Consider the following 25,543-nt stretch of genomic DNA (forward strand, 5'->3'; position numbering starts at 1 on the left):
GAATAGCTTGCCGCTGTCATATTTGAACGCCATACTCCTTTCTATTCTTTGAAGAGAAAGTGTTATGTGGCAGATTTTCAAACAGTTCTTCGCGCTAGGCTGGGTTAGTTTTGGTGGCCCTGCGGCTCACTTAGGCTATTTTCAGCGCCATTTCGTCCATAAACTCGGTTGGCTTGATCAACCTCGCTACGCTCAATTGATCGCGCTAAGCCAATTTTTGCCCGGCCCTGGTTCGTCTCAAGTGGGCTTTGCTATTGGTTATCAACGGGCAGGGTTACTCGGCGGCTTAGCGGCCTTTATCGGGTTTACTGCACCGTCATTTGCCATCATGGCAGCCATTGCACTGCTCAATACCAGCTTGACCGACAACAGCTTTTATCAAGGGGTGATTCATAGCCTGAAGTTGTTTGCCGTGGTAATCGTGGCGGATGCCGTAATCACCATGAGCAAGCAATTCTGGAGCAAACAAACAAGCTTACTGATTGGTTTAGTTAGCACCGTTGTGATGTTGTTGCAGCAAGGGTTGTGGACGCAATTGCTGGTGTTGGCTGGGGCAGCAGTGATTGGTGCCAGTCAGCCTGAAATGACTGCGCCAACGGAGAAACCTTGCGTTGATGATAAGGCTTGCAGCTCTCCGTTATGGTGGGCATTGGTGTTATTTGGCCTGTTATTTTTCGTTCTTCCGTTAATTGCTGGGCAGTCGTCGTTGGTTGCACTATTTTCCGAGTTTTTCCAGGCAGGATCGCTGGTCTTTGGCGGTGGTCATGTGGTGCTGCCGTTGTTGCAAGAGTCGCTCGCTGGCCAGATCAGCCAAGACAGCTTTCTACTCGGCTATGCCTCTGCGCAAGCCATTCCCGGCCCGATGTTTACCCTAGCGACATTCCTTGGTGCTGAATTAACGCCGTCTTCACCGCTGCTGGGGGCATTGGTTGCTACGGTTGCGATATTTGCGCCGGGTTTATTGTTGATGGTTGGATTGCTGAACAGTTGGCAGGCATTGGTGGCAAGGCCAAGACTTGCTGGCGCGATTAGCGCTGTGAATGCCGCTGTAGTGGGACTGTTAGTCAGTGCCTGGTATGCGCCGGTGTTTACCAGCTCGGTATTTTTAAAACAAGATTTTGCGGCGGTGGTGGTCGGGTTCGTATTGCTGCGGCAACTTAAAGTACCGGTTCTCTATTTAGTTGCGGGCTATGTGGCACTCGGTTTATTGCTGGCGCTGTAAATTTAAGGTGCTAATTCTACTCGGTTCCGGCCACTTGCCTTAGCGGCATACAATGCATTATCGGCACGAGTTGTCAGTTGGCTGAGTGTTTCATAATGGCTGTTCATTTGTGCCACGCCAATGCTGGTGGTAATGGCCAAGTCTTCAACAATATCGGTGGCATTCATTTGTTCAATGGCTTGGCGCAAACGTTCGGCAATCACTCCTGCTTGCTTGCGGCTGGTGGCGGGCAATAAGACCAAAAACTCTTCACCACCGACTCGCCCTAATACATCCTGTGCCCTGACGGTCTCTTGGGCAATTTTTGATAGCCGTTGCAATACCTGATCGCCAGTATCATGGCCAAAGGTATCGTTAATCTGCTTGAAGTTGTCGATGTCCATGATGAGCAGGGCACACGTTTGGCGATGCGTATGACAGCGCGCCAACATTTGCAGGCCAGCTTCTTCAATGTGGCGACGGTTGGGTAGATTGGTGAGCGGATCGGTCAATGCAAGTGCTTGCATGCGGCGGGCATGGAGGAAGTAGCGCGCACCAATAACCGCTAATGCGAGCAGTAAAATAGCACCCATCAACATGGTAATGCGCTGCCAGCGAGCTGCCGTGGCCAACGCTGCCAATTTAGCGTCCGTCAGCTCTTGCTGATCTTTCAAGTGCTGATTCTCTTCATGGGTACGCTGAAAATCAAAGTCGATCCGCAAGCGTGCAGAATGTTGCTCGTTTTGCTTTTCCGTCAGCGTCACAAAGCTTTCGGTGTATTGGCGTTGCCGTTCAAACGCTTGCTGCCAGTTGCCAAGTTGGCGGTAAACTTGCGCTTCTGCACGATACAGCTCGGATAAAAAACGAAGATTATCTTCGCGTAAAAAAGAAGCTTCGGCATCGGCTAGGGCTTCAAGTGCTTCATCAAGGCGTTGGAGCCCGGCAAGTGCCTGACCAATATATAAGCGAGTCAGCTGCGGATCTAACTCGGGATGCTCACTTAACAGCTCTGCTTGTTGACCAAACTCGAGCGCTTGTTGATATTCGCCCCGATCATTGTAAATACTCGCTAAATAGGTTGCGGCTTCCGACTGACCCTGGTCATCATTTTGCTTTTGATAGTATTGATAAACCGCCTGCACAATATCGAGTGCGGTATCGAGTTGCCCCATGTCTTGATAGATCATTGCCTGTTGCAATCGAATGCTCTGAAACGATTTACGATCAACGGCATCTTGGAACAGCTCATAGAGCCGATCATAGTGCTTCAATGCCGGCTGATAGGCTTTCATCCGGCGGTACGTATTAGCAATGACCGACAGGTTGTAAGCGCTGTAGTAAGGTAATTGCAATTCATCGAAAATGAGTTGCGCTTGCAGCAAGTCTTCCAGCGCGGTGCCGAGATTCCCCAAGTAAGAGTTGAGTTCGCCGCGTGCAGTATAACCATCGGCGATTAAGCGGCGATCATCCAACTGGTAGGCAATTTTAAGGGATGCTTGGTAGTTGTGAAGGGCTGCTTCTGGATCGCCCTCGTAGAATAAGTAAACCCCTTGGCAGTTAAGGAAGTCAGCCTCTGCGTGTTGATCTGCCGCGGCTCTTGCTTCTGCCAATTGAGCGTCGAAGAAGGGATCTGAACTGGTTACGCCTTGAGCATACAGATACCAACATTTCATGCGATTGAATTGTCGTTGCGTAGCATCACTAAAACGATGGACATGGCTTTCCAACGTGTTGATCAGCGCCAAATTCATTTCAAGTGTGGTGTCGGAGCCGTCATTAAGCACCTTAACATGAGCCAGAAATTGTTGTTCTGTCATGGAAGGCTGGGCGTCGTTAACCGTGGCCTGCAAAGGGTTTGCAAACAACATCAGTACGGTAATGAAGCACCGCACATAAAAGCGATATCGGCTAACAACGTAAGGCATTGGGTTTATTATTGTTGTAGTTAACGTCTAGATCCTGTTGCCATCTGCCTTGAATCGTAAGGTAACGCGCAACAGACGCTAACCAACAGCATTGCTGATTAGTCTGCTTGATCTGCTCGCAATGTGCAACTGACGCCCTGTTATTCAACGGAGCAGAGCGCTTTTAATTGCTTGGCTAGCTGGCGCCGAAGCTATTTTCAGGTGCCGCCAAGATAACTTGATTGCGACCACTGTTTTTGGCTTGATACAGCGCTTTGTCGGCTTGTTGAAACCATTGGTCAACTTGCAGACTGTTCATTTCTGCCACGCCAAAGCTCGCTGTTACGCGGGTGTATTCTGACAATTTTGAGCTTTCGAGCAGCGCCCGTAAATTCTCCGCTAGGGTCATAGCGCCGTTTAGTGAGGTTTGTTCGCAAATAATAATGAATTCTTCACCGCCCCAGCGAATCAACTGATCTTGCTCTCTAATATGCTGTTGCAGTATCTCCACCAAGCGCTGGAGTACGCGGTCGCCTTCATCATGGCCGTGGCGGTCATTTAACAGTTTAAAATGATCAACATCGAGCATGATGAGCATGGCTTTCACGCTTTCGTTTTTAAAACGCTTGCTGACGCGCCGCAATATGTCGCTGGCACTATTGCGATTCATGCAGCCAGTCAAGGCGTCGTACTTGGCTTGGGTTTCAAACTTATCCCGCTCAATTTGTAAAAAGGCGTTGATGTCATTAAGGCGAGCCGCTTCTTGTTTGGCATCGTCATATTTTAAATGAATGCGGCGAACCAAGATCAGCGTTTGGAATACCGCAACGATGATCCAAGCGGCAGTAATGTAGAAATATAAATCCGAAGTGCTGATCCACTTGCCATGAAAGCTGAACGAGACGGCGCCAATATTGACTTGGCGCTGGCCTCGGTGATCACCGGTCGAAATTTGGATGTTTTGAACATTATCGAACTTGCTCTCGGTTCTTATATTGCGTTCAGTCCGAGAAAATACCCACCATGATGGGACCTGAAACTGATCCAGCGGCATGATGTAGGTGTGCACGCCTTGGTGCGGTACAACGACTTCTAAATTGGCTCGCAATGCTCGCTGGCCGCTAAGAACTTCACCATTGTTGAGGTAAACCAACACAGTGTCGCGTTCGCTCGACTGGTAATTGAGCGTCAAGGCTAGGCTATCAAAATGGGATAAATCGACACCTCGACCTTCTTCATTTCGAAGTGGCAGCAATATTGCGCAAAATGGAAAACTTGGCGACAACACTATATCGCAGTGCAAGCTTGGGTAACCTTCGCTAAAACTTAATCGGGCGATCGATAGGCCGCCATTTATATCGTCACTGAGTAGCTCATAGGAATGAGCAGCTGTGAGCGGATAGCTGTAGCTGATATTCATGCCGTAGCGCTGCCAGACGATCAAGGTAATGGTCAGCAGTAACAGGCTAAGGTAGATAATTTCAGTTTTAAAAATGGCTTTCATACGGCTTTGGGCTGCAAGGCAGCGAACAGAATCACCAAGTAAGTTGCCAACGCTGATTGGCAGAGTGTTTGGGCGCGTCCAAGTTGCAACTTAGTTCACATCAGCCTTTGTTAGGTTCTGATGGAACATTTGCTCAGAGTATTGATGTGATGCGGTTTAGATACAACCGGTTGGTTCACAAAAAAAGCTGAGAGCAAACGCCCTCAGCTTTATGTGATGGTTATTTGAGCGGCTTGAGGTTATGGCTTCAAGTTTTGCTCAAAAAGTTTGTGGATCCGCTTGTATTCATCAAGCCAGCTTGAGGGCTCTTTAAAGCTGTGAGGCTCAACCGGGAAAATAGCCGTTTCAAAATCATCTTTTTCCAGCTCAATGAGTCGCTGTACCAGACGTACTACATCTTGGAAAAACACGTTGTTGTCGAGCATTGGCGCGTTGATCAGCAGAGGCTTGGTTAGGCCTTCGGCATGGTAAATCGGCGAGCTTACACGGTAAGCCTGTGGATCAACCTCTGGCGTATTCAAAATGTTGCTGGTGTACGGCGCATTGTAATGGGCCCAGTCGCTTACTGGTCGCAATGCTGCGCCGGCTGCAAACAAATCAGGCTCGTTAAACAACGCCATAAACGTTAGGAAGCCGCCATAGGATCCGCCGTAAACGCCAACGCGTTGGGCATCGACATTGGCATTGGTCGCCATCCACTGAACACCTGTTGCCATGTCTTCCACTTCTGGATAACCCATGTTGCGGTAGATGGCCGTTCGCACATCGCGGCCGTAACCTTTTGAGCCACGGTAATCAATGTCCATGACCACGTAGCCTTGCTCAGCTAGCAGGTTGTGGAACATGAATTCACGAAAATAGCCTGACCAACCTGCGTGGGCGTTTTGCAAATAACCGGCTCCATGAACAAACATCACGGCAGGATATTGCTCGGCGCGGCTGGCGTCATAACCTTGTGGGTAGAAGACGCGTGCATAAACCGGTAAATCATCATGGGCCGATGGCATAGCAATAATTTCTGGCTGTTGCCATTCAATTGCTTTGAACTCGGCATTAACCGTATTGCTTAACTGACGCGGTTGCTCATTACCGTCGGCCTTGGTAACCCAAAGCTCTTGTGGTGAGGTGGTATTGGAGTAGGTCAGCAATAGCTGCTCACCGTCTGGGCTCAGCAGGTAGCTGGTCATGCCGTTTAGATCGGTTAGCTGAGTTACTTCACCGGAGTCAGTTGCGACTCGGAACACATCATAAATGCCTGGGTGAGCCGGGTTGGCAACATAGTAAATGTAAGCGCCATCGTCAGACACGGTGAGAGACTGAACTTCTTGTTGGCCACCAACGAGTTTGCGGGTTTTACCATTCAGCGTTTTCAGATAAAGGTTGCTATAACCCATTTGCTCAGAAAGGTAATAGATGTCATCACCCAACCAACCATACTCGTTGAAGCTGTAGTTTACCCAAGCATCATCGTGCAGTCGGTGTTGCGATTTGATGACGCCCGACTCGTCAACCGAGGCAATCCAGCGATCTTTATTGTCTACGGCTTCGACCATCATCAGCGCAATATCTTTGCTTGGATGCCAGATAATCGACGGGTATCCGCCACCCCAGTTTTCCATTAATTGCAACTGACGCTCGTATGGCTCCGGCGCATCATACGCATCGCCATAGGCTTTCTTGTTGGCGGCGCGAACCGCTTTGAAAACATCGTCATCCATGCCCGGCAGAACCGACAAATCTAAAATCGTCATGCCGCCAGTTTGATTGTCCACCAACATCATTTGCAGTGGCGCGGGATCAGAATCAGCTACCCGAGGACGCACAGATTGGGTTTCTATGGTGCCGTCGTGCGTAATGTAGTTGGGCATGATGTCCGAGTCGGCACGTTCGTCGCGATCTTCGGCATAGGCTAGTAATAAGAAGCGGCCCGTTGGTGATAGGCGAGCGGATAGTAGCTCATGCTCCTTGCCTAAATAGATAGGCTCAGCAGTGGCTGAAGGGTCTTTTTGTTGCCATTCTTGGTCGGTATCAAAACGGCGCTCGGCACGTTTTTGTTTGTTGGCAATCCACTCAATGAGCTTGTGTTGTTCTTCGGCCACAAACCCTTCAGGTTTAGCTGGTGGTTTGGGGCTGTCCTCTTCTCGAATATCAGCTAATTGCTGGCGAATTCCGGTTGCCAGATCAAGCGCCATGAACAGATCATTTTGACGGAAGGCAATGCGGCCATCGGTTAAAAATTGCGGCTGGCTGACCTTGTCACTGCTACGAGTGAGCTGGGTGACTTCGCCATTGGTTAAGTCAGCTAAGAACAAGTTGTCGCCAAACACATAGGCGCGCAGCTTGCCATCGGCTGAGTTAACGCCATCTTCCATGTCGGTCTGATAGCGTTGCTCAATGGCGGGAGTTTCAGTGTTGCCTTGTAGATCGAGTTTGACGCGCTGGTAATAGGTTTGCTCGCTAACCTTCTGGTCGTAATAAACCGCACTGCTATCCCAATGCCAATGACTGGCATGTGGCGCAAAACCAATCCATTTCGGATCAGCCATGATTTGCTGCAGGGTTAAGCCTTGCGAGTTAGCTGGTTGTTGCGCAGGAATAGTTGCAACTGACGGTGTTGCCGCGCTGCTGACATCTGGTGATGTTTGAGCGCAGGCAGTAAGCAAAACGAAAGAAACTGCAATCGAATTGCGAAGCGTGGAATGTCGGATCATGCCGAGGACCTGTTTTATTTGTTTTATTGGATAGAACTGTCGGGGCCGTTAAGGCCAGCGACAGTATACACAATTCGGCAAGGTGTTCAGAATGACGCTAAGGCTATCTGCGAACGCGTAAAATAGCCCACATCAACAGGTGTAATAAGAGCAGCAAAGTAAACACACAACTGAATAATAACAAGGCGACCGATTCAACCACTTTGGGGGTGTCGGAGTAATAAACAAACCACAGCGGCCAGCAGACTAGCGAGAGTATTAGCAGCTGCCACATGCAGCGTTTGCAGCGGCCTAGTTTGCGCTTGAACACAGTGCTAATGCACTCATCGCATGGCACAGACGATGTTCCTTTTGTTAACGCCATAGTTTGTTATGACGAATGTTAGTGATTGCCAATGTGCCAGCCCATTGATGGATGAGCAAGTAAACGCCTTAGCTAATTGAATGTTTGAGGGATTGTTGCGCTTGGCTTGCTGCGTATCAACGAGTTTGTGTTTCTGAGATGAAAAGCGAGTGACAGCGTGGGTGCTTTTACCGATAATGATGGGCCGAATTTGATAGGTGTCCCATGGCTAACTCTCCACAACAATCGCGCTCACCCGATCGTCAGGTTGAATCCCTTAAAGTACCACCTCACTCATTAGAGGCTGAGCAGTCCGTACTGGGTGGTCTGATGCTCGACAACGAAGCGTGGGATCGAGTGGCCGAAAACGTGGTGGCGCTAGATTTCTATCGCAAACCCCATCAATTGTTATTTGAGACCATGGGCCGGTTGGCTGAGTCGGGTAGCCCCATTGACTTGGTTACGCTTGCCGAAGCACTCGAAAATGAAGGCAAGCTCGATGATGTGGGCGGCTTTGCCTATATTGCTGAAATTGCCAAAAATACCCCAAGTGCTTCTAACGTCGCGGCCTATGCTGAAATCGTCCGTGAACGAGCGGTTATGCGCGACATGATTGGCGTTGCCAATGAGATCGCTGAAGCTGGCTTTGATCCGCAAGGGCGTAACGCTGCCGAATTGCTCGACATGGCAGAAAGCAAAGTCTTTAAGATTGCGGAGAGCCGCACCAACGCAAGTGACGGGCCGCAAAACCTGACGTCGGTATTGACCCAAACTGTTGAAAAAATTGAACAGCTATTTAATAACCCCCACGACGGTGTCACGGGCGTAGATACTGGCTACACCGATCTGAATAAAATGACCGCGGGCCTGCAAGGCTCAGACTTGGTGATTGTGGCTGCTCGTCCTTCGATGGGTAAAACCACATTTGCGATGAACCTGTGTGAGCACGCCGCGCTTACCCAAGACAAGCCTGTGGTGATTTTCTCACTGGAAATGCCATCGGATCAGATCATGATGCGTATGCTGGCGTCACTAAGCCGGGTTGACCAAACACGTATTCGTACGGGTCAGTTGGACGATGAGGATTGGGCTCGTATTTCCGGCACCATGGGCATGATGGTTGAGCGCGGTAAATTGTATATTGATGACTCGTCTGGCCTAACACCAACCGAAGTGCGCTCGCGTGCGCGCCGAATTGCTCGCGAGCATGGTGGTATCAGCATGATCATGGTGGATTACCTGCAGCTCATGCAGGTACCGGGTTTGAGTGAAAACCGGACGTTGGAAATTGCCGAGATCTCACGCTCCCTCAAAGCGCTTGCCAAAGAGCTGGAATGCCCGGTTGTCGCGCTATCTCAGTTAAACCGTTCGTTGGAGCAACGCGCCGATAAACGCCCCGTAAACTCTGACTTGCGTGAATCGGGCTCCATTGAGCAGGATGCCGATTTAATCATGTTCATTTATCGCGATGAGGTTTATCACGATGACAGTGCCGACAAAGGCACGGCTGAAATCATTATTGGTAAGCAGCGGAATGGCCCCATTGGCCGTGTTCGCCTTACCTTCCAAGGTCAATTCTCCCGCTTCGACAACTTTGCCGGTGGCGGCATGATGGAGGAGTAGGTCGTGGAAGTTGCCGTTGCAACCATCCACACCAAAGCGCTGGCCCATAATTTAGCGCAGGTGCGCCGTCATGCGCCGAATTTACCTGTCATGGCCATGCTCAAAGCCAATGCTTATGGGCATGGTTTGTTGGACGCTGCGCATGCTCTTGCTTCTGCTGAAGCCTTCGGCGTGGCGCGTTTACATGAAGCTGTAAGCTTGCGTGAAGCGGGTTTTCAACACCGTATCGTGTTGTTGGAAGGTTTCTTTGATGCCAAAGAGCTAGCGCTCATTTCAACCTTGTCGCTCGATGTGGTGGTGCATCAGCGCTGGCAATTAGAGGCGTTAGAGCAAGTTAACGAACTCGACAAACCAATTGCTGTATGGCTCAAAATTGACTCCGGAATGCACCGAATTGGTGTTGAGCCGGAACACGCCAGCAAATATTTGGCGCGGCTACAGGCATGTTTGTCAGTGCGTGCCGATATCAACTTGATGACTCACTTCGCCTGTGCCGATGATCTGCATAACACCATGACGCAGCAGCAGCAGGCTAATTTTGAAGCGCTTTATCCTACCTTTGCTGAACATACGTTTGGTGGCGACATCTCGCTTGCAAACTCTGCGGCGATTGTTGCCCATTCATCGAGCCATCAAGGCTGGCTTCGGCCTGGCATCATGTTGTATGGCGCCAGCCCAATGCAACTGGGGGTTGCCGCCGATCATCAACTGCAAGCCGTGATGACCTTAACCAGCAAAGTGATTGCTGTACGAGATCTTGCTGAAGGCGAACCGGTCGGTTACGGCGCTCGTTGGCGTACTGATAAAGCAACTCGAATAGCTGTTGTAGCCATGGGATACGGCGATGGTTATCCACGTCATGCTGCTGATGGTACACCGGTGGTGATCAACGGCCGTCGCTACCCTCTAGCTGGTCGGGTTTCTATGGATATGTTGACGGTTGATGTGGGTAATGCAGACATCAACGTGGGCGATGCCGTGGAATTGTGGGGCCAACAATTACCTGCCGATGAGGTTGCTCGAGCTTCCGATACGATTGCCTACGAGTTGTTTTGTGGCATTACCCGCCGAGTGAAATACCAGTACCGCTAGGCGAAAATTCACGCCTTACAAGAGTTTGTTCAGCTTTTGTTCACTTTTATAAGATATTCTCTAAATCATTGCTAAACTTAAATAAACATACTTAATCCTCCGGTTATAAAACGGATCTAGGTGGGTTTTGGTTTAAAACATCTAAAAGGAAAATTTTATGAAAGCGATGGTTTTAGGAGCCGCATTGGTGTCAATGAGTTCGGTTGTGGTGGCGGAAGAAGCTCTATTAACGGAAGACTTAATTCGCTTAGCAGGTGAAGCAAAGTACATTAGCATCGACTGTGGTATGCCGCTTGATAAAGAAAAGTTCATGGACTTAACCAAACTTTATGCCTTTAAAGAAGGCTATAGCCCAGACACTGAAGTTAACTGGGAACACATCAAGCTGGAATCCCATAAATACTACATGCAAATGAAGGAAGACTTGCCTGGAGCCCAACAAGGTTGTGATAGCTTGAAAGAGCAATTCAAAGAAATTTTACCTCAGCTCCAGAAGAAGCCACCCCTTGAGCTTGAGCTATAACGCTTAACGCCTGCACAAAAAAAGCCAGTATCTAAGATGCAGGCTTTTTTTGTGCCGTAACGGCACCGCGATGTACTGGATAGGCTGGATTATTGCTCTTGTACCGTGATGATCAAGCGCCGACCCAAAGCGTGATCGCGGTGCTCACCCAAGTAAATGCCTTGCCAGGTGCCGAGGGCCAATCTGCCTTGGCGAACTGGAATGGTGACACTGGCACCAAGAATTGATGCCTTTAAGTGAGCCGGCATGTCATCGGGGCCTTCATAAGTATGCTGATAGTAAGGCGCGTTTTGCGGCACCATTTGATTGAAATGACGCTCAAAATCGCCGCGCACCGTCGGGTCGGCGTTTTCATTGAGGGTCAACGATGCCGAGCTGTGCTGAATAAACACATGGCACAAGCCCATGGTGACATGACGTAGCGCCGGAATGGCATTTTCTACTTCGTGGGTGATGAGGTGGAAGCCACGTTGATAAGCGGGTAGCTGCAACTCTTGTTGCAGCCAGGTGCTATTTGTCAAAGCAGATCTCTAGGTATGCTTTGCCAGCATCACAGGTAAACGGCAGGATCAGTTTTGGGCCCTTGGCTTTATGAGTAATGGTATGCGCGGGTCCGGAAACGACGGCAGGTGTGGCCATGTCAAAGTCATAGCCTTTATCTGCCAATAGGTTTTTGGCTCCACCGGTGACCATGTTGGTGATCTCGCCAACCATGTCGGTCACTTCTTCGTTAATTGACGTTGGGCGCTCACCGAGCATCCGTTGCATGATTTCAAATGCCGTTTCCTGCTCGAAGCTGATAGAAAACGAGCCTTTCGTTTGTGGCCCAATCATGCCAATGAGACCTGAAACATCGCCTCGGGCTACTTCGTCACGCTTTAAGCCTGGCTTGCCTGGAGTGAGTTCCAGATTGGCCATGGTGGTTAAAACGTTCTGCAGCGACGTCAAAAAGGGGTTAATAAATTCGGCGTTCATTGAGCGGGGCTTCCCTATGTCATGTCCGATAGGAGAAAAACAAACAATCTTGGCTAGTAGCTAAGATGAACAATACACCGGATTCTAATACGAATTAAAGCTTTGACAACTGTTGGTTGGCATCATTCTGCAATGCTTTGTTTGGGGTCACATCTATTCATAAAGTTCGGGCCCAAATTGAAGCATTTCTGGACAATTCCCTACAAACCTCTGCGGACTATCTTGTGGCTGAGTTTGTCATGCCATCAATCATGGCGTTTTTAATCCGATTAGCGTGATCTTCGCCGCTATTTTCCTTCACAAATTATTAACATATTGCTTCTAGTTTCAGATGGATGAGCGACAATGTTTAGTGGGATTAACGGTCAAGGTAAAAAGGATGGCTCGGCACCGGTTGATTAATAGTCTTGCTCTTTCACACATCGCAGGCTTGCTTAGCAGTTTATTGTTATGGGGATGCTTGTCGGGTTACGTCATTGCTGAAGGCGTCATGAAAGTCACCATGAGTGAAACTCGAGCCGTGGATGATCCGCGACGGATGCATATTCTGCAAGTCTTGGACGAAGCGATGAAAGCTTCGGAAGACCAATTCGGACCATACTTTATTGAAATAACCGACACCAGACTCCGAGAGCAGCGCGCTGTTGTGCGATTGGAATCTGGCACCGTTGAAAATGTTCATTTTGGATTGACCTCAAAGGAGCTTGAGCGTCGCCTACTTCCCATTCGCATCCCTATTCGTATGGGCGTGCTGAATTATCGATTGTTATTGATACACAAAGATGAGCAAGCTCGATTCGCCAACATCAAAACGCTCGAGCAGCTTAAGCAATTAAAAATAGGCTTAGGGGCACATTGGGTCACAAGGCAAGTCTTAGAGCCGCAAGGGTTTGAAGTTGTCCCGAGCACTACGTCGACCGGGCTAGGGTTATTCAAAATGCTGAATAACAAACGCTTTGACTATACCGTACGCGGCCCCCATGAAGTGTTTCATGAGTTAGAGCGCTTCAAGTTAGATGCGCCGGATATCATGATTGAGCCCAATTTAGCGCTACATATCGTTGCACCCTATTACTTGTTTGTTAGCCCGAAAGAGCCGGAGCTGGCTAAACGCATTGAAGCTGGGCTCGTTGCACTGAACGAATCCGGTCGTTTAAGAGAATTATTTTTAAAGTATCACCAGCGTGATATTGGCCAAGCACATATCGAGCAGCGCCATATCATCCAGATCCCCAATCCGTTATTGCCAGAAGGGACTCCGCTGAGCGATAGCGAATTATGGTTCTGGCCGTTAAAACAAACGGCGCATTGAGCGGCACAATATCGAACGCAATAATATCGAACGTAACTATATCGAACGTAACTATATCTAGCGCAACAATAGTGATCAGCAGGGCAGGCTGAGCACTCAGTAACAATCCGCAAAGAAAGGGAAATTCTGACGGAGCAACAACGTGAGGATTTAGCTTTTATGGCGTCATTAGCAAAATTCACGAACTGTGTTCAACAGACAGCAAAGAGGCAAGTCAAAGCCATTGTGGTGGTGTGCAGCATGTTGTTGACCAACGCTTGGGCTGAGCTGCCAATGACCAAGGTGTTGATGAGCGACGCGCGTGCGCCGAATGATATACGCCTGATGTACAAGCTCAATGTGATTACCGAATCGCTAGAGCTGACCGAAGAAGAATACGGGCCATTTGAACTTTTCATCAATACCGGTCGAATGAAAAATGAACGAGCGGTTCGCCGCCTCGAATCGGGGGGCGCTGAAAATATTCACTTTGGCCTGACCTCATTAGAGCTAGAGCAACGCCTGATCCCAATTCGCATTCCGATCCGTATGGGCGCCCTTAATTATCGTTTATTACTGATCCATAAAAATGATTTGGAAAAATTTGCGCAGGTCAAAACCTTAGAGCAGCTAAAGAAACTTCAAGTTGGCTTAGGAGCCCACTGGGTGACTCGCAAAGTGTTGGAGCCTGAGGGGTTTAAAGTCATTCCCAGCAATACCTATGAAGGTTTGTTCAAAATGCTGGAGATGGGGCGATACGATTACACCATTCGTGGGCCGCACGAAATCTACGGTGAGTTAGAATTATTCCGAGACGAAGCACCGAATATGGTGATTGAGCCCACCTTGGCGCTGCATATCGTTGCGCCTTTCTATATTTTTGTCAGCCCCCATGAACCGGTATTGGCGGAGCGGATAGAAAAAGGCTTGTCGAATATGGTCCATTCGGGCCGGCTGCGTGAAATGTTTTTAGATCATTACCAAGATCACATTGAGAAAGCACAAATTCCACAACGTAATATAATTCATGTGCCGAATCGCTTACTGCCAAATGAAACGCCTATCGGTGACGATGCACTGTGGTTTTGGCCGGCGGAGCTAAACGCAAATCAAAATTGAGCGAACAGCTGGATGTGGTGGACTTAAGGGGAATCAGAGTTTGAGTTGTTTCTGTTGGCGAGCATTAATCGGCAACCAGGGGATTATCAACCACTGGGTCAAGCTCGTGCTTGCGCTTATGACGATTTGGCTGCCAGCTGCACACAGCGCCGATAGCCAAGACGTTATGGTGATTCGTTTAAATGATGCTTGGGTGGCCAGTGATCCTCGGCTCGCCTACAAGCAGAAAGTTTTAGCTGAAGCGTTAGAAGTTACCAAGGCCGAATTTGGTCCTTATGAAATTCGATTCCGCGAGAGCCGAATAAGTAACGAACGTGCGATTCAGCACATGGAGGCCGGAGGCCCAGAAAACGTATTTTTTGGCCTCACCTCGAATCAACTTGAGCGCCGTTTAACACCAATCCGAGTGCCGGTACGGATGGGGATCCATAACTACCGTTTGTTGTTGATTCACAAAGATGATCAGAGCAAATTTGGTCAAGTCAAAACTCTGGAGCAATTAAAACAACTTAAGTTAGGCGTTGGCTCAAACTGGATGATGCGTAAAGTCGTTGAGCCGCAAGGGTTTCCAACCATCGCGAGCAATACGTATGAAGGGCTTTTTAAGATGCTCGAAACCAAGCGCTTTGATTATACGGTGCGGGGTGTTCACGAAATCTTTGTTGAGATGAATCGATTTGCCGACATAGCCCCCAACATCATGATTGAACCGACGATCATTCTCCATAATGTGGCGCCATTTTACTTTTTTGTTAGCCCCCACGAACCAGAGTTGACTCGCCGCTTAACACTGGGCTTTAATCGGCTGGCTGAATCGGGCCATTTGCGTGACATCTTCTTGGAGTTTAACGATGACTTTATTGATATGGCCAATATTGAAAATCGCCATATTATTCATGTGCCTAATCAACTGTTGCCGGAACAAACGCCACTCGATGTTGAACACTACTGGATCTGGCCTGCGACGTTGAAGCTCAACAAGAATTAACGAATTAACCCGATAGATAATGGGGCGTTATGTTGGTGCGTAAGCGGGCTTTTATGTTCATCCTTGGTGCAATAATACCTGTACCCCTAACTTTCTTGATGGCTGCTGCTGTCCCTCAACGCCCTTTCCTACAAGGCAAAAACTGTATTGGCTTACTTTTTGGCACATGCTTTGCCTTTTAATTCATTAACGCATGAGAGAACTATCTCCGCTGCTCGATCAGCGTTGACCACAATTTGAAAAATAGACATCTAGGGTTCCGGCTGATGCCATATCAGTGACTGGTCCGAGAGTTGTCAACCTCACCGCACGATAAGTAATGAGGTCACACGGAGGGACAAAAGCCCGGGAGAACGACCATAGGTCATGGTTTCTCTCGCGCGACAAGTTTCTTTGGGTGAGCTCGTACTGCACATCCAACTGTAAAAACCGAAAACTAAATCCAAAACTAAACCAAGGTGAGGTTAGTGATGTTGAAAACCCTTCGTACCGTCAAAAAAGCTGCGGCCGTTGTACTGGCCAGTTTCATTGCCATTGCTGGCTCAACTCAGGCTGCTCAAGCCGAAGAAAAAACCGAATTCAAATTAGCATGGACTATTTATGTTGGCTGGATGCCTTGGGATTACGGTGCTGCGTCCGGCATTGTTGATAAGTGGGCCGACAAGTACGGCATCAAAATCGATGTGGTGCAGGTCAACGACTATGTTGAGTCAATTAACCAGTACACCGCAGGCCAATTTGACGCCACCGTGATGACCAACATGGACGCGCTGACAATTCCTGCTGCTAGTGGTGTCGATTCAACGGCGTTGATCGTCGGTGATTTCTCCAATGGTAACGATGGTGTGGTGCTCAAAGGTAAAAAATCACTCAAAGACATCAAAGGCCAGAACGTTAACTTGGTTGAGTTGAGCGTTTCCCACTACCTGTTAGCCCGTGGCTTAGAGTCGGTTGGTATGAGCGAACGTGACGTCACGGTGGTTAATACGTCTGATGCGGATCTAGTGGCTGCATTTACCACCAGCGATGTGACCGCAGTGACTACCTGGAACCCGCTGCTGAGTGAAATTATCTCGATGCCGAATAACTCCAAGGTTTTTGATTCGTCAATGATTCCTGGTGAGATCATCGATTTGCTGGTAGTGAACACTGAGACCCTCGCTGCCAATCCAAAATTAGGTAAAGCACTGACCGGTGCTTGGTATGAAATTCTCGCAACTATGTCTGCTGGCGATGACGCTGCCGCCAAAGCCAAGACCTTTATGGCTGAAGCGTCAGGTACTGATTTAGCAGGCTATGAAGCGCAACTGGCCTCAACCAAAATGTTCTACACCCCTGCCGAAGCGGTAGCCTTTACCACCAGCGCCAAGCTAACCGAAACCATGCAAAAAGTGAGTGAGTTTTCATTCGAACACGGCTTGCTAGGTGAGGGCGCGCCAGATGCCGGTTTCATTGGCATTGAAACGCCCGCCGGTGTGTTTGGCGACAAAGGCAACATCAAGCTTCGCTTTGACCCAAGCTACATGACCATGGCTGCCAAAGGCGCACTGTAACATTAGCTGATTGTCATGCTCAGCCACGCTGTTGGCTGGGCAATTCCACTGAGCTGTCTATCCAGAGGTGCCTATGACGCGCATCATCAATCGAACACCTAATCGATACGGCCGTATCCTACTCGGAATCTTGCCGTTCGCCATCTTGCTGTTGTTCTACTTATCTGCATCGGATGCCCGCTTGGCGGAAAACCCCAATGACAAGTTGTTACCGGCGTTTAGCAGTTTTGCCGAGGCGATTGAACGCATGGCGTTTGAGCCGAGCAAGCGCACCGGTGAATACCTCATGTGGCAGGATACCGGTGCTAGTTTGGCTCGCTTGGCCATGGGCGTTGGCATCAGCGGTTTAATTGGTCTGATTATCGGCATTGGCAATGGCATGGTGCCTTACATGCGCTCGCCGTTGTCGCCGCTGGTTACCGCGCTGTCACTGATCCCGCCGATGGCAATCTTGCCGATTTTGTTCATTGTGTTTGGCTTAGGTGAGTTGTCAAAAGTGGTGCTCATTGTCATCGGCATTAGCCCCATCATTATTCGCGATTTACAGCTGCGAACCGACGCCCTCCCAAACGAACAGTTACTCAAGGCGCAAACCTTAGGCGGCAATAGTTGGCAAATCATTGTGCGAGTGGTGCTACCGCAAATCATGCCGAGATTGATTGAGGCGGTGCGACTAACTCTAGGTAGTGCTTGGTTGTTCCTGATCGCGGCGGAAGCCATTGCTGCCACAGAAGGGTTGGGCTACCGCATCTTCTTGGTACGTCGTTACCTTTCAATGGATGTGATTTTGCCTTACGTGCTGTGGATTACCGCGCTGGCATTTGCCATGGACTGGTCGCTCAAGCGGTTGTCGCTGCTGGCGTTCCCTTGGTATCACAAAGAACAGGGGAGTCGTGATGACTGATCAAAAACCAATCATTGAACTCAATAATGTGTGGAAAGAGTACGGCGACAACGTGGTGCTTGAGCGGCTCAATTTAAGCGTCAAAGCTGGCGAATTTGTCAGTATTGTTGGAGCTTCCGGCTGTGGTAAAACGACCTTTTTGAACTTGATGTTGGGCACGGAGCAAGCCTCGCGCGGTGAAATTTTGCTGGATGGCGCCCCGCTCAGTGCCGAGCCCGGTGTTGAACGCGGCATTGTGTTTCAGCGTTATTCCGTGTTTCCCCACATGACGGCGTTGCAAAACTGCATGTTGGGTGATGAATTTAGCCGTTCATTGAGCGGCTTGTTGCTTGGTCGACTGGTTGGAAAAGCTAAGTCTGATGCCCGCGACCGCGCCATGGCGATGCTTGAAAAAGTCGGTTTGGCCAATGCGGCCAATCGTTATCCAAGTGAATTGTCGGGTGGCATGCAGCAGCGTTTAGCGATTGCTCAGGCGTTACTCAAACAGCCGCGCATTCTGCTACTTGATGAGCCCTTCGGAGCGCTTGATCCTGGGATCCGCAAAGACATGCATGGCTTGATTGGTGAGCTGTGGCAAGAACAGCAACTCACGGTCTTTATGATCACGCACGACTTGAGTGAGGGCTTCCAACTTGGCAGTCGACTCTGGGTATTCGACAAGCTGCGTCATGATCCGCAAGCGCCTGAGCGCTTTGGTGCTCAAGTCACCTTTGATATTCCGCTACACCATGATCATGCTTCAGCCGAGCAAATGAACGAACTGGTGACCTTGCCTGGCACGCCGCACATGGCCGCACTCAATAGCGCCTCGTAAGTACCTTCGCGCCGGAAGCTAACGTCAACCAAACACAGTGTTGCGCTGCGTCGAATGGCGCAACCAATGGAGAATTTTTTTATGGCCCAAGCAATTTTAACCGATCGGATACCTCCGGCCAGTCACTGGTCGATGGTGGTGCCGAAAGGTCACACCTTGGTACTCACTGATGTTGACGGTGGTGCCAACCTAAGCATGTTGTTCTACAACCCAAATAACTTATTAGAGCGCTACAACGCGCCAGACACGTTGAAGTGTCAGCACACCTTTAAATTAACCCAAGGGCATTGTTTGTACTCGGACATGGGACGAGTGTTTTGCTCAATTGTGCGTGATGATACCGGCTGGATTGATACCGTTGCTGGCGTAGCCAATAAGGCAAAAACTGCTGCTAAGTGGGGCGAACGAGACTATCAGGCCGACCGCAACAACTGGAAGCAAAATGGTTATGACGCCTTATTGGTGGAAGTGGCCAAATATGGTCTGGGTAAGAAAGACCTCGCGGCAAATCTTAACCTGTTTAGCAAGGTTCACACGGATGCCGAAGGCAACCTCAAGTTTGCTGAAAATCACAGCAGCGCGGGTGATGTCATTGAGCTTCGTTTTGAGATGGATACCTTAGTGATGTTTACCACTTGCCCGCATCCGATGAACCCCGCCAGCGAATACCCTCGCCACTCGGTTGAAGTGAGCATGATCGAATCCGCTCCGGTAGCTGTCGATGATGATTGCTTAAATTCGCGGCCGGAAAACGCTCGTGGTTTTGAAAACAACCGTCGCTATTTAGCGGATCGCTGCTGTCACTAGGAGTCCCAACCAATGATTAAAGAAAGTGAATTGCTCGCAGAGCATGCGGTTCGACGAGATGTCGTCGCGGCGGGCGACTATTACATGGAAGTTGTCAAAGCCGGACAAACCTTTCGAATTCTCGACTTAGAGGGCAATCAAGCCGCCGATACGCTGTTTTATAACGCCAAGGATCCATCGGAGCGTTACAGTGCCGTCGATACAATTCGTGAACAAGGCAACGTGTACCTGACGGCTGGCACCACACTGATATCGAACGAAGGTAACCCGATGTTGGAGATTGTGGCGGATACTTGCGGACGCCACGATACGTTGGGCGGCGCGTGTGCCACCGAAAGTAATACAGTGCGCTACGCCATTGATAAAAAATGCATGCACGCCTGCCGAGATAGCTGGCTATTGGCTGTTGCGGAAAATGAGCAATACGGTTTGAGTAAGCGCGACATCACCCACAACATCAACTTCTTCATGAATGTCCCTATTACCGAACAAGGCGGCCTGACCTTTGAAGATGGCATTAGCGGAGCGGGTAAATATGTAGAGTTGAAGGCCAACATGGATGTGATTGTATTGCTTTCAAATTGCCCACAACTCAACAACCCTTGTAACGCTTACAACCCAACGCCAGTTGAAGTGCTGGTGTGGAATTAATGCAACGCAACTGACCAATAAGGGCTGGGGACGACCCCATCCAACGCCCATAGTTCATCTCGGGACGACCCGATTAATAAGGTGAATGACCTATGTTTGCAAAAGTGCTGATTGCTAACCGCGGCGCGATTGCTTGCCGAATTATCCGCACCCTGCGACAAATGAACGTTGCCAGTGTGGCGGTATATGCCGAAGCCGATGCTGACAGCTTGCACGTCGCTCAGGCCGATGAAGCCTACTCGCTCGGAGACGGGCCTGCTGCTCAAACCTATCTCGATCAAGACAAACTACTCGCCATTGCCGCCGAATCTGGTGCTGAAGCGGTACACCCCGGTTATGGTTTCTTAAGTGAAAACCCTGACTTTGTTGCTCGCTGTGAACAGGCGGGATTAGTGTTTCTGGGGCCAACTGCCGAGCAGATGAACGGTTTTGGTTTGAAACACCAAGCCCGCGCGCTAGCAGAGCAAGCAAAAGTGCCGCTCTTGCCCGGTACTGCGCTGCTCGACTCGCTCGAACAAGCGCTCGCGCAGGCTGAGCAAATTGGCTACCCGGTGATGCTCAAAAGTACCGCTGGTGGTGGTGGCATTGGCATGCAGTGTTGTGACGACAACACTCAACTGAGCGATAGTTACGAATCGGTCAAGCGACTGAGCGAAAACAACTTCTCCAATGCAGGCTTGTTTCTAGAGAAATTTATTCAGCACGCGCGTCATATTGAAGTGCAGATCTTTGGTGATGGCGAAGGCGGTGTGGTGGCATTGGGCGAGCGAGATTGCTCGGCTCAGCGCCGTAACCAAAAAGTGATTGAAGAAACGCCTGCACCACATTTATCGGATGAAACCCGTCAGGCTCTGCAAAACACGGCAATTCGTTTGGCGTCACAGGTCAATTATCGCAATGCAGGAACCGTCGAATTCGTATTAGACCAAGATACCGAGCAATTTTACTTTCTAGAAGTGAACACTCGCTTACAGGTAGAGCATGGTGTTACCGAACAAGTGTTTGGTGTTGACCTGGTTCGCTGGATGATCGAACTCGGTGCCAGCGAGTTGACGCCACTGGCCGTTATTGCGCCAACATTAAAGCCAACCGGTCATGCTATTCAGGTGCGACTGTATGCCGAAGACGCCAACAAAAACTTTCAACCCAGCGCAGGCTTGCTGACGCAGGTTGAGTTCCCGCAAGGTTCTAATGTACGTATTGACCACTGGATTGAAGCGGGTTTAGAGGTGTCGCCCTTTTTCGATCCCATGTTGGCAAAAATCATTTATACCGGCAGCGATCGACAACAAGCGTTGGCAGGTCTTCGCCAAGCATTAACCGATACTCGCTTGTACGGTATTGAGCATAACCTTGGCTACCTTTCGCAATTGCTAGCAACCGATTTGGTGGCAAGCGGTACGGTGCTAACACGTAGTTTGAATGACTTCACTTACCAGCCAACAACCTTTGATGTGGTGACCGGCGGCACCCAAACCACTATTCAAGACTACCCTGGTCGTGCAGGCTACTGGGACATTGGCGTTCCGCCATCTGGACCGATGGACTCGGTCAGCTTCCGTTTGCTAAATCAATTGCTGGGTAACGACAACTCAGCTGCCGGGCTCGAAATCATCATCAGCGGGCCAACTCTTAAATTTAATTGTGCCACCGTTATCGCTTTTGGCGGCGCAGACATTGATGCCCAACTCGATGGTCAGCCGATTCAAGCTTGGAGCCTTGTTAATGTTGAGCCGGGTCAAACGCTAACGCTTGGCCGTATTAGTGGCGCAGGCGCACGCAGTTATATGGCTGTTGCGGGTGGTATTCAATGCCCAGATTATCTAGGTAGTAAATCGACCTTCACGCTGGGGCAGTTTGGCGGTCACGGCGGGCGCGCGTTACGTGCCGGCGATGTGCTTCACCTTTGTTCCGATGCCTGTAAGCAAGCCGCTGCGACTCCGACGTCGAATACCCAAATTACACCTCCTCAGCTGACCGATGACTGGGTGATACGAGTTATTTACGGCCCACATGGCGCGCCTGACTTTTTCACCGATGATGACATTCAGGCCTTTTTCGAAGCCGAATGGCAAGTTCACTTCAATTCATCGCGTACTGGTGTTCGTTTGGTGGGGCCAAAGCCGCAGTGGGCTCGCACCGATGGCGGAGAAGCGGGGCTACACCCATCGAATATTCATGACAACGCTTATGCTGTGGGCACCATTGATTTTACTGGCGACATGCCGGTGATTTTGGGGCCTGACGGGCCTAGCCTTGGCGGGTTTGTTTGCCCTGCCACCATTATTAAAGCCGACTTATGGAAAATGGGGCAGCTCAAAGCCGGTGATAAAGTTCGTTTTGAGGCGGTATCAATGGCCGATGCCGAGCAGCTCGAACGCGCTCAATTAGCAGCCATTGCTGGCGGTAGTTTCACCGATGCGGCGGTGGTGCCGCAACGGCTGCCATTAGCATCGCCGGTGCTTAAAACCTTATCGGCCGATACCGTAGGCGAGCAGGTTGTTTACCGCCCAAGCGGCGAGGACTTCTTGTTGGTTGAATATGGCCCACAAGTGTTGGATATCCGGCTGCGCTTTCGGGTACATGCACTCATGCTGGCTCTGCAAGAGCGAGCCATTGACGGCATTTTAGAACTTACGCCGGGCATTCGTTCACTGCAAATTCACTACAACAATCTGCAATTGCCACTGACTCAATTGTTACCTTTATTAGAGCAATTGGAAGCCAGTTTAGGTGATATTGATACCCTCAAGGTACCGGCACGAGTTGTTCATTTACCTTTGTCGTGGGATGACCAAGCAACGCGCCTCGCCATTAAAAAGTACGATGAAGTGGTGCGTAAGAATGCCCCTTGGTGCCCGGATAACATTGAGTTTATTCGTCGTATTAATGGTCTTGAGTCGGTTGATGAGGTCAAAAGAATTGTCTTTGACGCCAACTATTTAGTGATGGGGCTAGGGGATGTTTATTTGGGCGCGCCAGTGGCCACACCGCTCGACCCTCGCCATCGTCTGGTGACCACGAAATACAACCCTGCGCGCACGTGGACGCCTGAAAATGCGGTGGGTATTGGAGGCGCTTACTTGTGCGTGTATGGCATGGAAGGGCCGGGCGGTTACCAGTTTGTTGGCCGCACCATGCAAATGTGGAATCGCTATCGCACCACCGAAGCCTTTGAAAAACCGTGGCTGTTGCGCTTTTTCGATCAAATCAAATTTTACGAAGTGAGCGCTGATGAGCTGCTAACCATCCGCAAACAGCATCCGCGAGGTCAGTATCCGGTCAAGATTGAGCACACTGAGTTCTCGCTGGCCGATTACCAATCGTTGATCGATGCCAATCAAGCTGACATCAACCACTTCAAAACCAATCAACAACAAGCGTTTGAGGCAGAGCGGCAACGCTGGGTGGAATCAGGCGATGCCAATTTTGCAGCCGAAGTGATGACTCAAGCGTCAGCAGACGACGATTTGTTGGCTGAAGGGCAGCAGGCTATTGAAAGCCATGTCGCTGGCAACATCTGGCAAGTGCTGGTTGAGCCTGGCGATACCGTCAAGGCCGGTCAGGTGGTGATGATTTTAGAGGCAATGAAAATGGAATTAGAAGTAACCGCACCGGCAGCTGGTGTGATTGCAAGTATTAGCCAACAGTCGGGCGCGCAAGTGCATGCGGGCCAACGTTTGATGGTGTTAACTACAGAACAAAACGCAGAGGTGAACGCATGAGCCAACTAAATTCTGTCACCGTGCAAGGTGTTTTGGCGAGTTATGCTGCGGGTCGGCTAACGCCTGCGTCGTTTCTCGCAGCACAGCTAGAAGCCGCGCGCTCAGATACCACCAACAGCTGGCTAAGCCTGATCTCCGATGAGCAACTGGCGGCCTATGTCGATGGCCTGGAGGGGAAGTCTCCCGACGAGTTACCATTGTTCGGCGTGCCGTTTGCCATCAAGGACAACATTGATTTAGCCGATTTACCGACAACCGCCGGCTGCGCTGAATACAGCTATCAGCCAGAGGAGTCCGCTTTTGTGGTGGCTCAACTTATTCATGCTGGCGCGGTACCTTTAGGTAAAACCAACTTAGATCAGTTTGCTACAGGATTGGTGGGTACTCGCTCACCGTGGGGCGCGGTGCACAATAGCTTTGACCCTAACTACGTGTCTGGCGGCTCTAGTTCCGGCAGTGCGGTAGCCGTGGCCACTGGCCAAGTTTGTTTTTCGCTAGGAACAGATACGGCTGGATCGGGCCGAGTGCCTGCGGCGTTTAACAACATCATCGGAATGAAAGCATCAAAAGGACTGTTGAGCTGTTCGGGCGTGGTACCGGCCTGTAAAAGCCTCGATTGTGTGACCTTATTTGCCCACACCACAGCGGATATCAACCTACTTCTCGATATTGCTGGTCAATATGATGTGACCGATTGCTACGCCAGAGCCGATGGTGGTAGCGAGATCTATCAAACTGGGCAAGCGCTGAGTGGCAAGTCGATTGGTGTACCCAAGGCCGCACAACTGGAGTTTTTTGGTAATCAACAAACTCAAGCGCTATTTCAAGCCGCGCTTAATCAGTTATCGGAGTTGGGTGCTGAACTCGTCGAAGTTGATTTTGAACCCTTCTTAAATGCGGCCAAGTTGCTTTATGAAGGCCCTTGGGTGGCAGAGCGTTACGCCGCTATTCAGTCATTTTTTGAAGCCGATAGCAGCCGTTGCCTACCGGTGATTGAAACCATTATTGGTGGCGCGCAGGGCAAAACGGCCGTTGATGCGTTTAAAGCCACTTATCAGCTTCAGGCATACAAAGTACGGTGCGATGAAATCTTGGCCGGAGTTGATGCCATTGTTACGCCAACGGCAGGCTCTATCTATACCATTGGCGCGGTCAATGCCGACCCAATCACCCTTAATTCCAACTTAGGTTATTACACTAACTTTATGAATCTGTTGGATTATGCGGCGATTGCTGTACCAGCAGGCTTTCAGCAAACGGGTCTACCGTTTGGTATCACTCTGTTTGGGCAGGTTTGGCAAGATCGCAAATTACTGAGCATGGGCGGCCAATTGCAACAGGCGTTTGGCTTGCCGCTTGGGGCAACGATACTACCGCTACCCATACATACTGAGGCTGAGCAGAGCGCTGCAGTTGAAGAAATGGTTGAATTGGTGGTGTGTGGCGCTCATTTAGCCGGCTTGCCGCTTAATCACCAATTGCTTGACCGCGATGCTGTGCTGCTGGAAGAAACTACCACATCGGCCAACTATCGCTTCTATGCGCTTGCTGGAGGGCCGCCATTCCGGCCAGGGCTGATCCGCACTGAACAACATGGCGCAGCTATTGCGGTGGAAGTGTGGCAAATGCCGGTGAAACATTTGGGCAGCTTTTTACAGGGGATTCCGCAACCACTTGGGTTGGGCAAGGTAGAGCTTGCTGATGGCCGCTGGTGCACAAGTTTTATTTGCGAAGGCTATGCCATTGAAACTGCAACCGATATTACTCATTTCGGTGGTTGGCGCCAATACATGCAATCGTGAACTTTGCTAACAA

Annotated in this window: 20 protein-coding genes and 1 riboswitch; of the genes, 14 read left to right on the forward strand and 6 right to left on the reverse strand. The window is 50.0% G+C overall.

Annotated elements, in window-relative coordinates:
- The first annotated feature begins 64 nt into the window (after positions 1-64).
- The gene (chrA, locus tag K0504_RS08355) at positions 65-1,222 is read left to right on the forward strand and encodes a chromate efflux transporter (protein WP_220103726.1); all 1,158 of its coding nucleotides are present in this window, start codon (positions 65-67) and stop codon (positions 1,220-1,222) included.
- A 2-nt stretch (positions 1,223-1,224) separates the two neighbouring features.
- Here chrA and K0504_RS08360 read toward each other — a convergent pair whose 3' ends face one another.
- From K0504_RS08360 to K0504_RS08375, 4 genes are all read right to left on the reverse strand, one after another.
- Entirely contained in the window at positions 1,225-3,126 is a 1,902-nt protein-coding gene (locus tag K0504_RS08360) for a diguanylate cyclase (protein ID WP_220103727.1), read from the reverse strand.
- 175 nt (positions 3,127-3,301) lie between these two features.
- Positions 3,302-4,609: a GGDEF domain-containing protein gene (locus K0504_RS08365; protein WP_220103728.1), complete on the reverse strand. Its 1,308-nt coding sequence runs from the start codon at positions 4,607-4,609 to the stop codon at positions 3,302-3,304.
- A 239-nt stretch (positions 4,610-4,848) separates the two neighbouring features.
- Positions 4,849-7,320, reverse strand: a complete 2,472-nt coding sequence (locus tag K0504_RS08370; protein WP_220103729.1) for a S9 family peptidase — start codon at positions 7,318-7,320, stop codon at positions 4,849-4,851.
- Between the two features lie 103 nt (positions 7,321-7,423).
- The gene (locus K0504_RS08375) at positions 7,424-7,684 is read right to left on the reverse strand and encodes a DUF3624 domain-containing protein (RefSeq protein WP_225918055.1); all 261 of its coding nucleotides are present in this window, start codon (positions 7,682-7,684) and stop codon (positions 7,424-7,426) included.
- 204 nt (positions 7,685-7,888) lie between these two features.
- Here K0504_RS08375 and dnaB point away from each other — a divergent pair, with 204 nt between their 5' ends.
- From dnaB to K0504_RS08390, 3 genes are all read left to right on the forward strand, one after another.
- On the forward strand, positions 7,889-9,286 hold the full coding sequence (gene dnaB, locus K0504_RS08380; protein WP_220103731.1) for a replicative DNA helicase: 1,398 nt from the start codon (positions 7,889-7,891) through the stop codon (positions 9,284-9,286).
- 3 nt (positions 9,287-9,289) lie between these two features.
- Positions 9,290-10,378, forward strand: a complete 1,089-nt coding sequence (alr, locus tag K0504_RS08385) for an alanine racemase (protein ID WP_220103732.1) — start codon at positions 9,290-9,292, stop codon at positions 10,376-10,378.
- 157 nt (positions 10,379-10,535) lie between these two features.
- The gene (locus tag K0504_RS08390) at positions 10,536-10,901 is read left to right on the forward strand and encodes a hypothetical protein (protein WP_220103733.1); all 366 of its coding nucleotides are present in this window, start codon (positions 10,536-10,538) and stop codon (positions 10,899-10,901) included.
- Positions 10,902-10,990: 89 nt separating this feature from the next.
- Here K0504_RS08390 and K0504_RS08395 read toward each other — a convergent pair whose 3' ends face one another.
- Both K0504_RS08395 and K0504_RS08400 read right to left on the reverse strand, forming a co-directional pair.
- Positions 10,991-11,422, reverse strand: coding sequence for a secondary thiamine-phosphate synthase enzyme YjbQ (locus K0504_RS08395; protein ID WP_220103734.1), 432 nt, complete (start codon positions 11,420-11,422; stop codon positions 10,991-10,993).
- On the reverse strand, positions 11,412-11,876 hold the full coding sequence (locus K0504_RS08400; RefSeq protein ID WP_220103735.1) for a chemotaxis protein CheX: 465 nt from the start codon (positions 11,874-11,876) through the stop codon (positions 11,412-11,414). Before K0504_RS08400 ends, K0504_RS08395 begins: the two co-directional genes overlap by 11 nt.
- Before the next feature lie 379 nt (positions 11,877-12,255).
- Between K0504_RS08400 and K0504_RS08405 the strand changes: the two genes are divergently transcribed.
- The 10 genes from K0504_RS08405 (at position 12,256) to atzF (ending at position 25,530) form a co-directional block, all read left to right on the forward strand.
- On the forward strand, positions 12,256-13,188 hold the full coding sequence (locus tag K0504_RS08405; protein WP_220103736.1) for a substrate-binding periplasmic protein: 933 nt from the start codon (positions 12,256-12,258) through the stop codon (positions 13,186-13,188).
- Positions 13,189-13,347: 159 nt separating this feature from the next.
- On the forward strand, positions 13,348-14,286 hold the full coding sequence (locus tag K0504_RS08410; RefSeq protein ID WP_220103737.1) for a transporter substrate-binding domain-containing protein: 939 nt from the start codon (positions 13,348-13,350) through the stop codon (positions 14,284-14,286).
- A gap of 118 nt (positions 14,287-14,404) precedes the next feature.
- Positions 14,405-15,274: a transporter substrate-binding domain-containing protein gene (locus K0504_RS08415; RefSeq protein WP_220103738.1), complete on the forward strand. Its 870-nt coding sequence runs from the start codon at positions 14,405-14,407 to the stop codon at positions 15,272-15,274.
- 240 nt (positions 15,275-15,514) lie between these two features.
- Positions 15,515-15,628, forward strand: a riboswitch (guanidine-I (ykkC/yxkD leader).
- 116 nt (positions 15,629-15,744) lie between these two features.
- A complete protein-coding gene (locus tag K0504_RS08420) occupies positions 15,745-16,827 on the forward strand; it encodes a putative urea ABC transporter substrate-binding protein (protein ID WP_220103825.1) in 1,083 nt (360 codons plus the stop codon).
- A gap of 73 nt (positions 16,828-16,900) precedes the next feature.
- Positions 16,901-17,731 carry an ABC transporter permease gene (locus K0504_RS08425; RefSeq protein WP_220103739.1) on the forward strand — a complete coding sequence of 277 codons (831 nt, stop codon included), beginning with the start codon at positions 16,901-16,903 and terminating at the stop codon, positions 17,729-17,731.
- The gene (locus tag K0504_RS08430; protein ID WP_220103740.1) at positions 17,724-18,545 is read left to right on the forward strand and encodes an ABC transporter ATP-binding protein; all 822 of its coding nucleotides are present in this window, start codon (positions 17,724-17,726) and stop codon (positions 18,543-18,545) included. Before K0504_RS08425 ends, K0504_RS08430 begins: the two co-directional genes overlap by 8 nt.
- Before the next feature lie 81 nt (positions 18,546-18,626).
- Entirely contained in the window at positions 18,627-19,352 is a 726-nt protein-coding gene (locus tag K0504_RS08435; protein ID WP_220103741.1) for an urea amidolyase associated protein UAAP1, read from the forward strand.
- A 12-nt stretch (positions 19,353-19,364) separates the two neighbouring features.
- The gene (locus K0504_RS08440) at positions 19,365-20,003 is read left to right on the forward strand and encodes an urea amidolyase associated protein UAAP2 (protein WP_220103742.1); all 639 of its coding nucleotides are present in this window, start codon (positions 19,365-19,367) and stop codon (positions 20,001-20,003) included.
- Positions 20,004-20,095: 92 nt separating this feature from the next.
- Positions 20,096-23,728, forward strand: a complete 3,633-nt coding sequence (gene uca, locus K0504_RS08445) for an urea carboxylase (RefSeq protein WP_220103743.1) — start codon at positions 20,096-20,098, stop codon at positions 23,726-23,728.
- Positions 23,725-25,530 carry an allophanate hydrolase gene (gene atzF / locus K0504_RS08450; protein WP_220103744.1) on the forward strand — a complete coding sequence of 602 codons (1,806 nt, stop codon included), beginning with the start codon at positions 23,725-23,727 and terminating at the stop codon, positions 25,528-25,530. Before uca ends, atzF begins: the two co-directional genes overlap by 4 nt.
- Positions 25,531-25,543: the final 13 nt, after the last annotated feature.

Source organism: Neiella holothuriorum (genome assembly GCF_019457915.1).
Lineage (GTDB): Bacteria > Pseudomonadota > Gammaproteobacteria > Enterobacterales > Neiellaceae > Neiella > Neiella holothuriorum.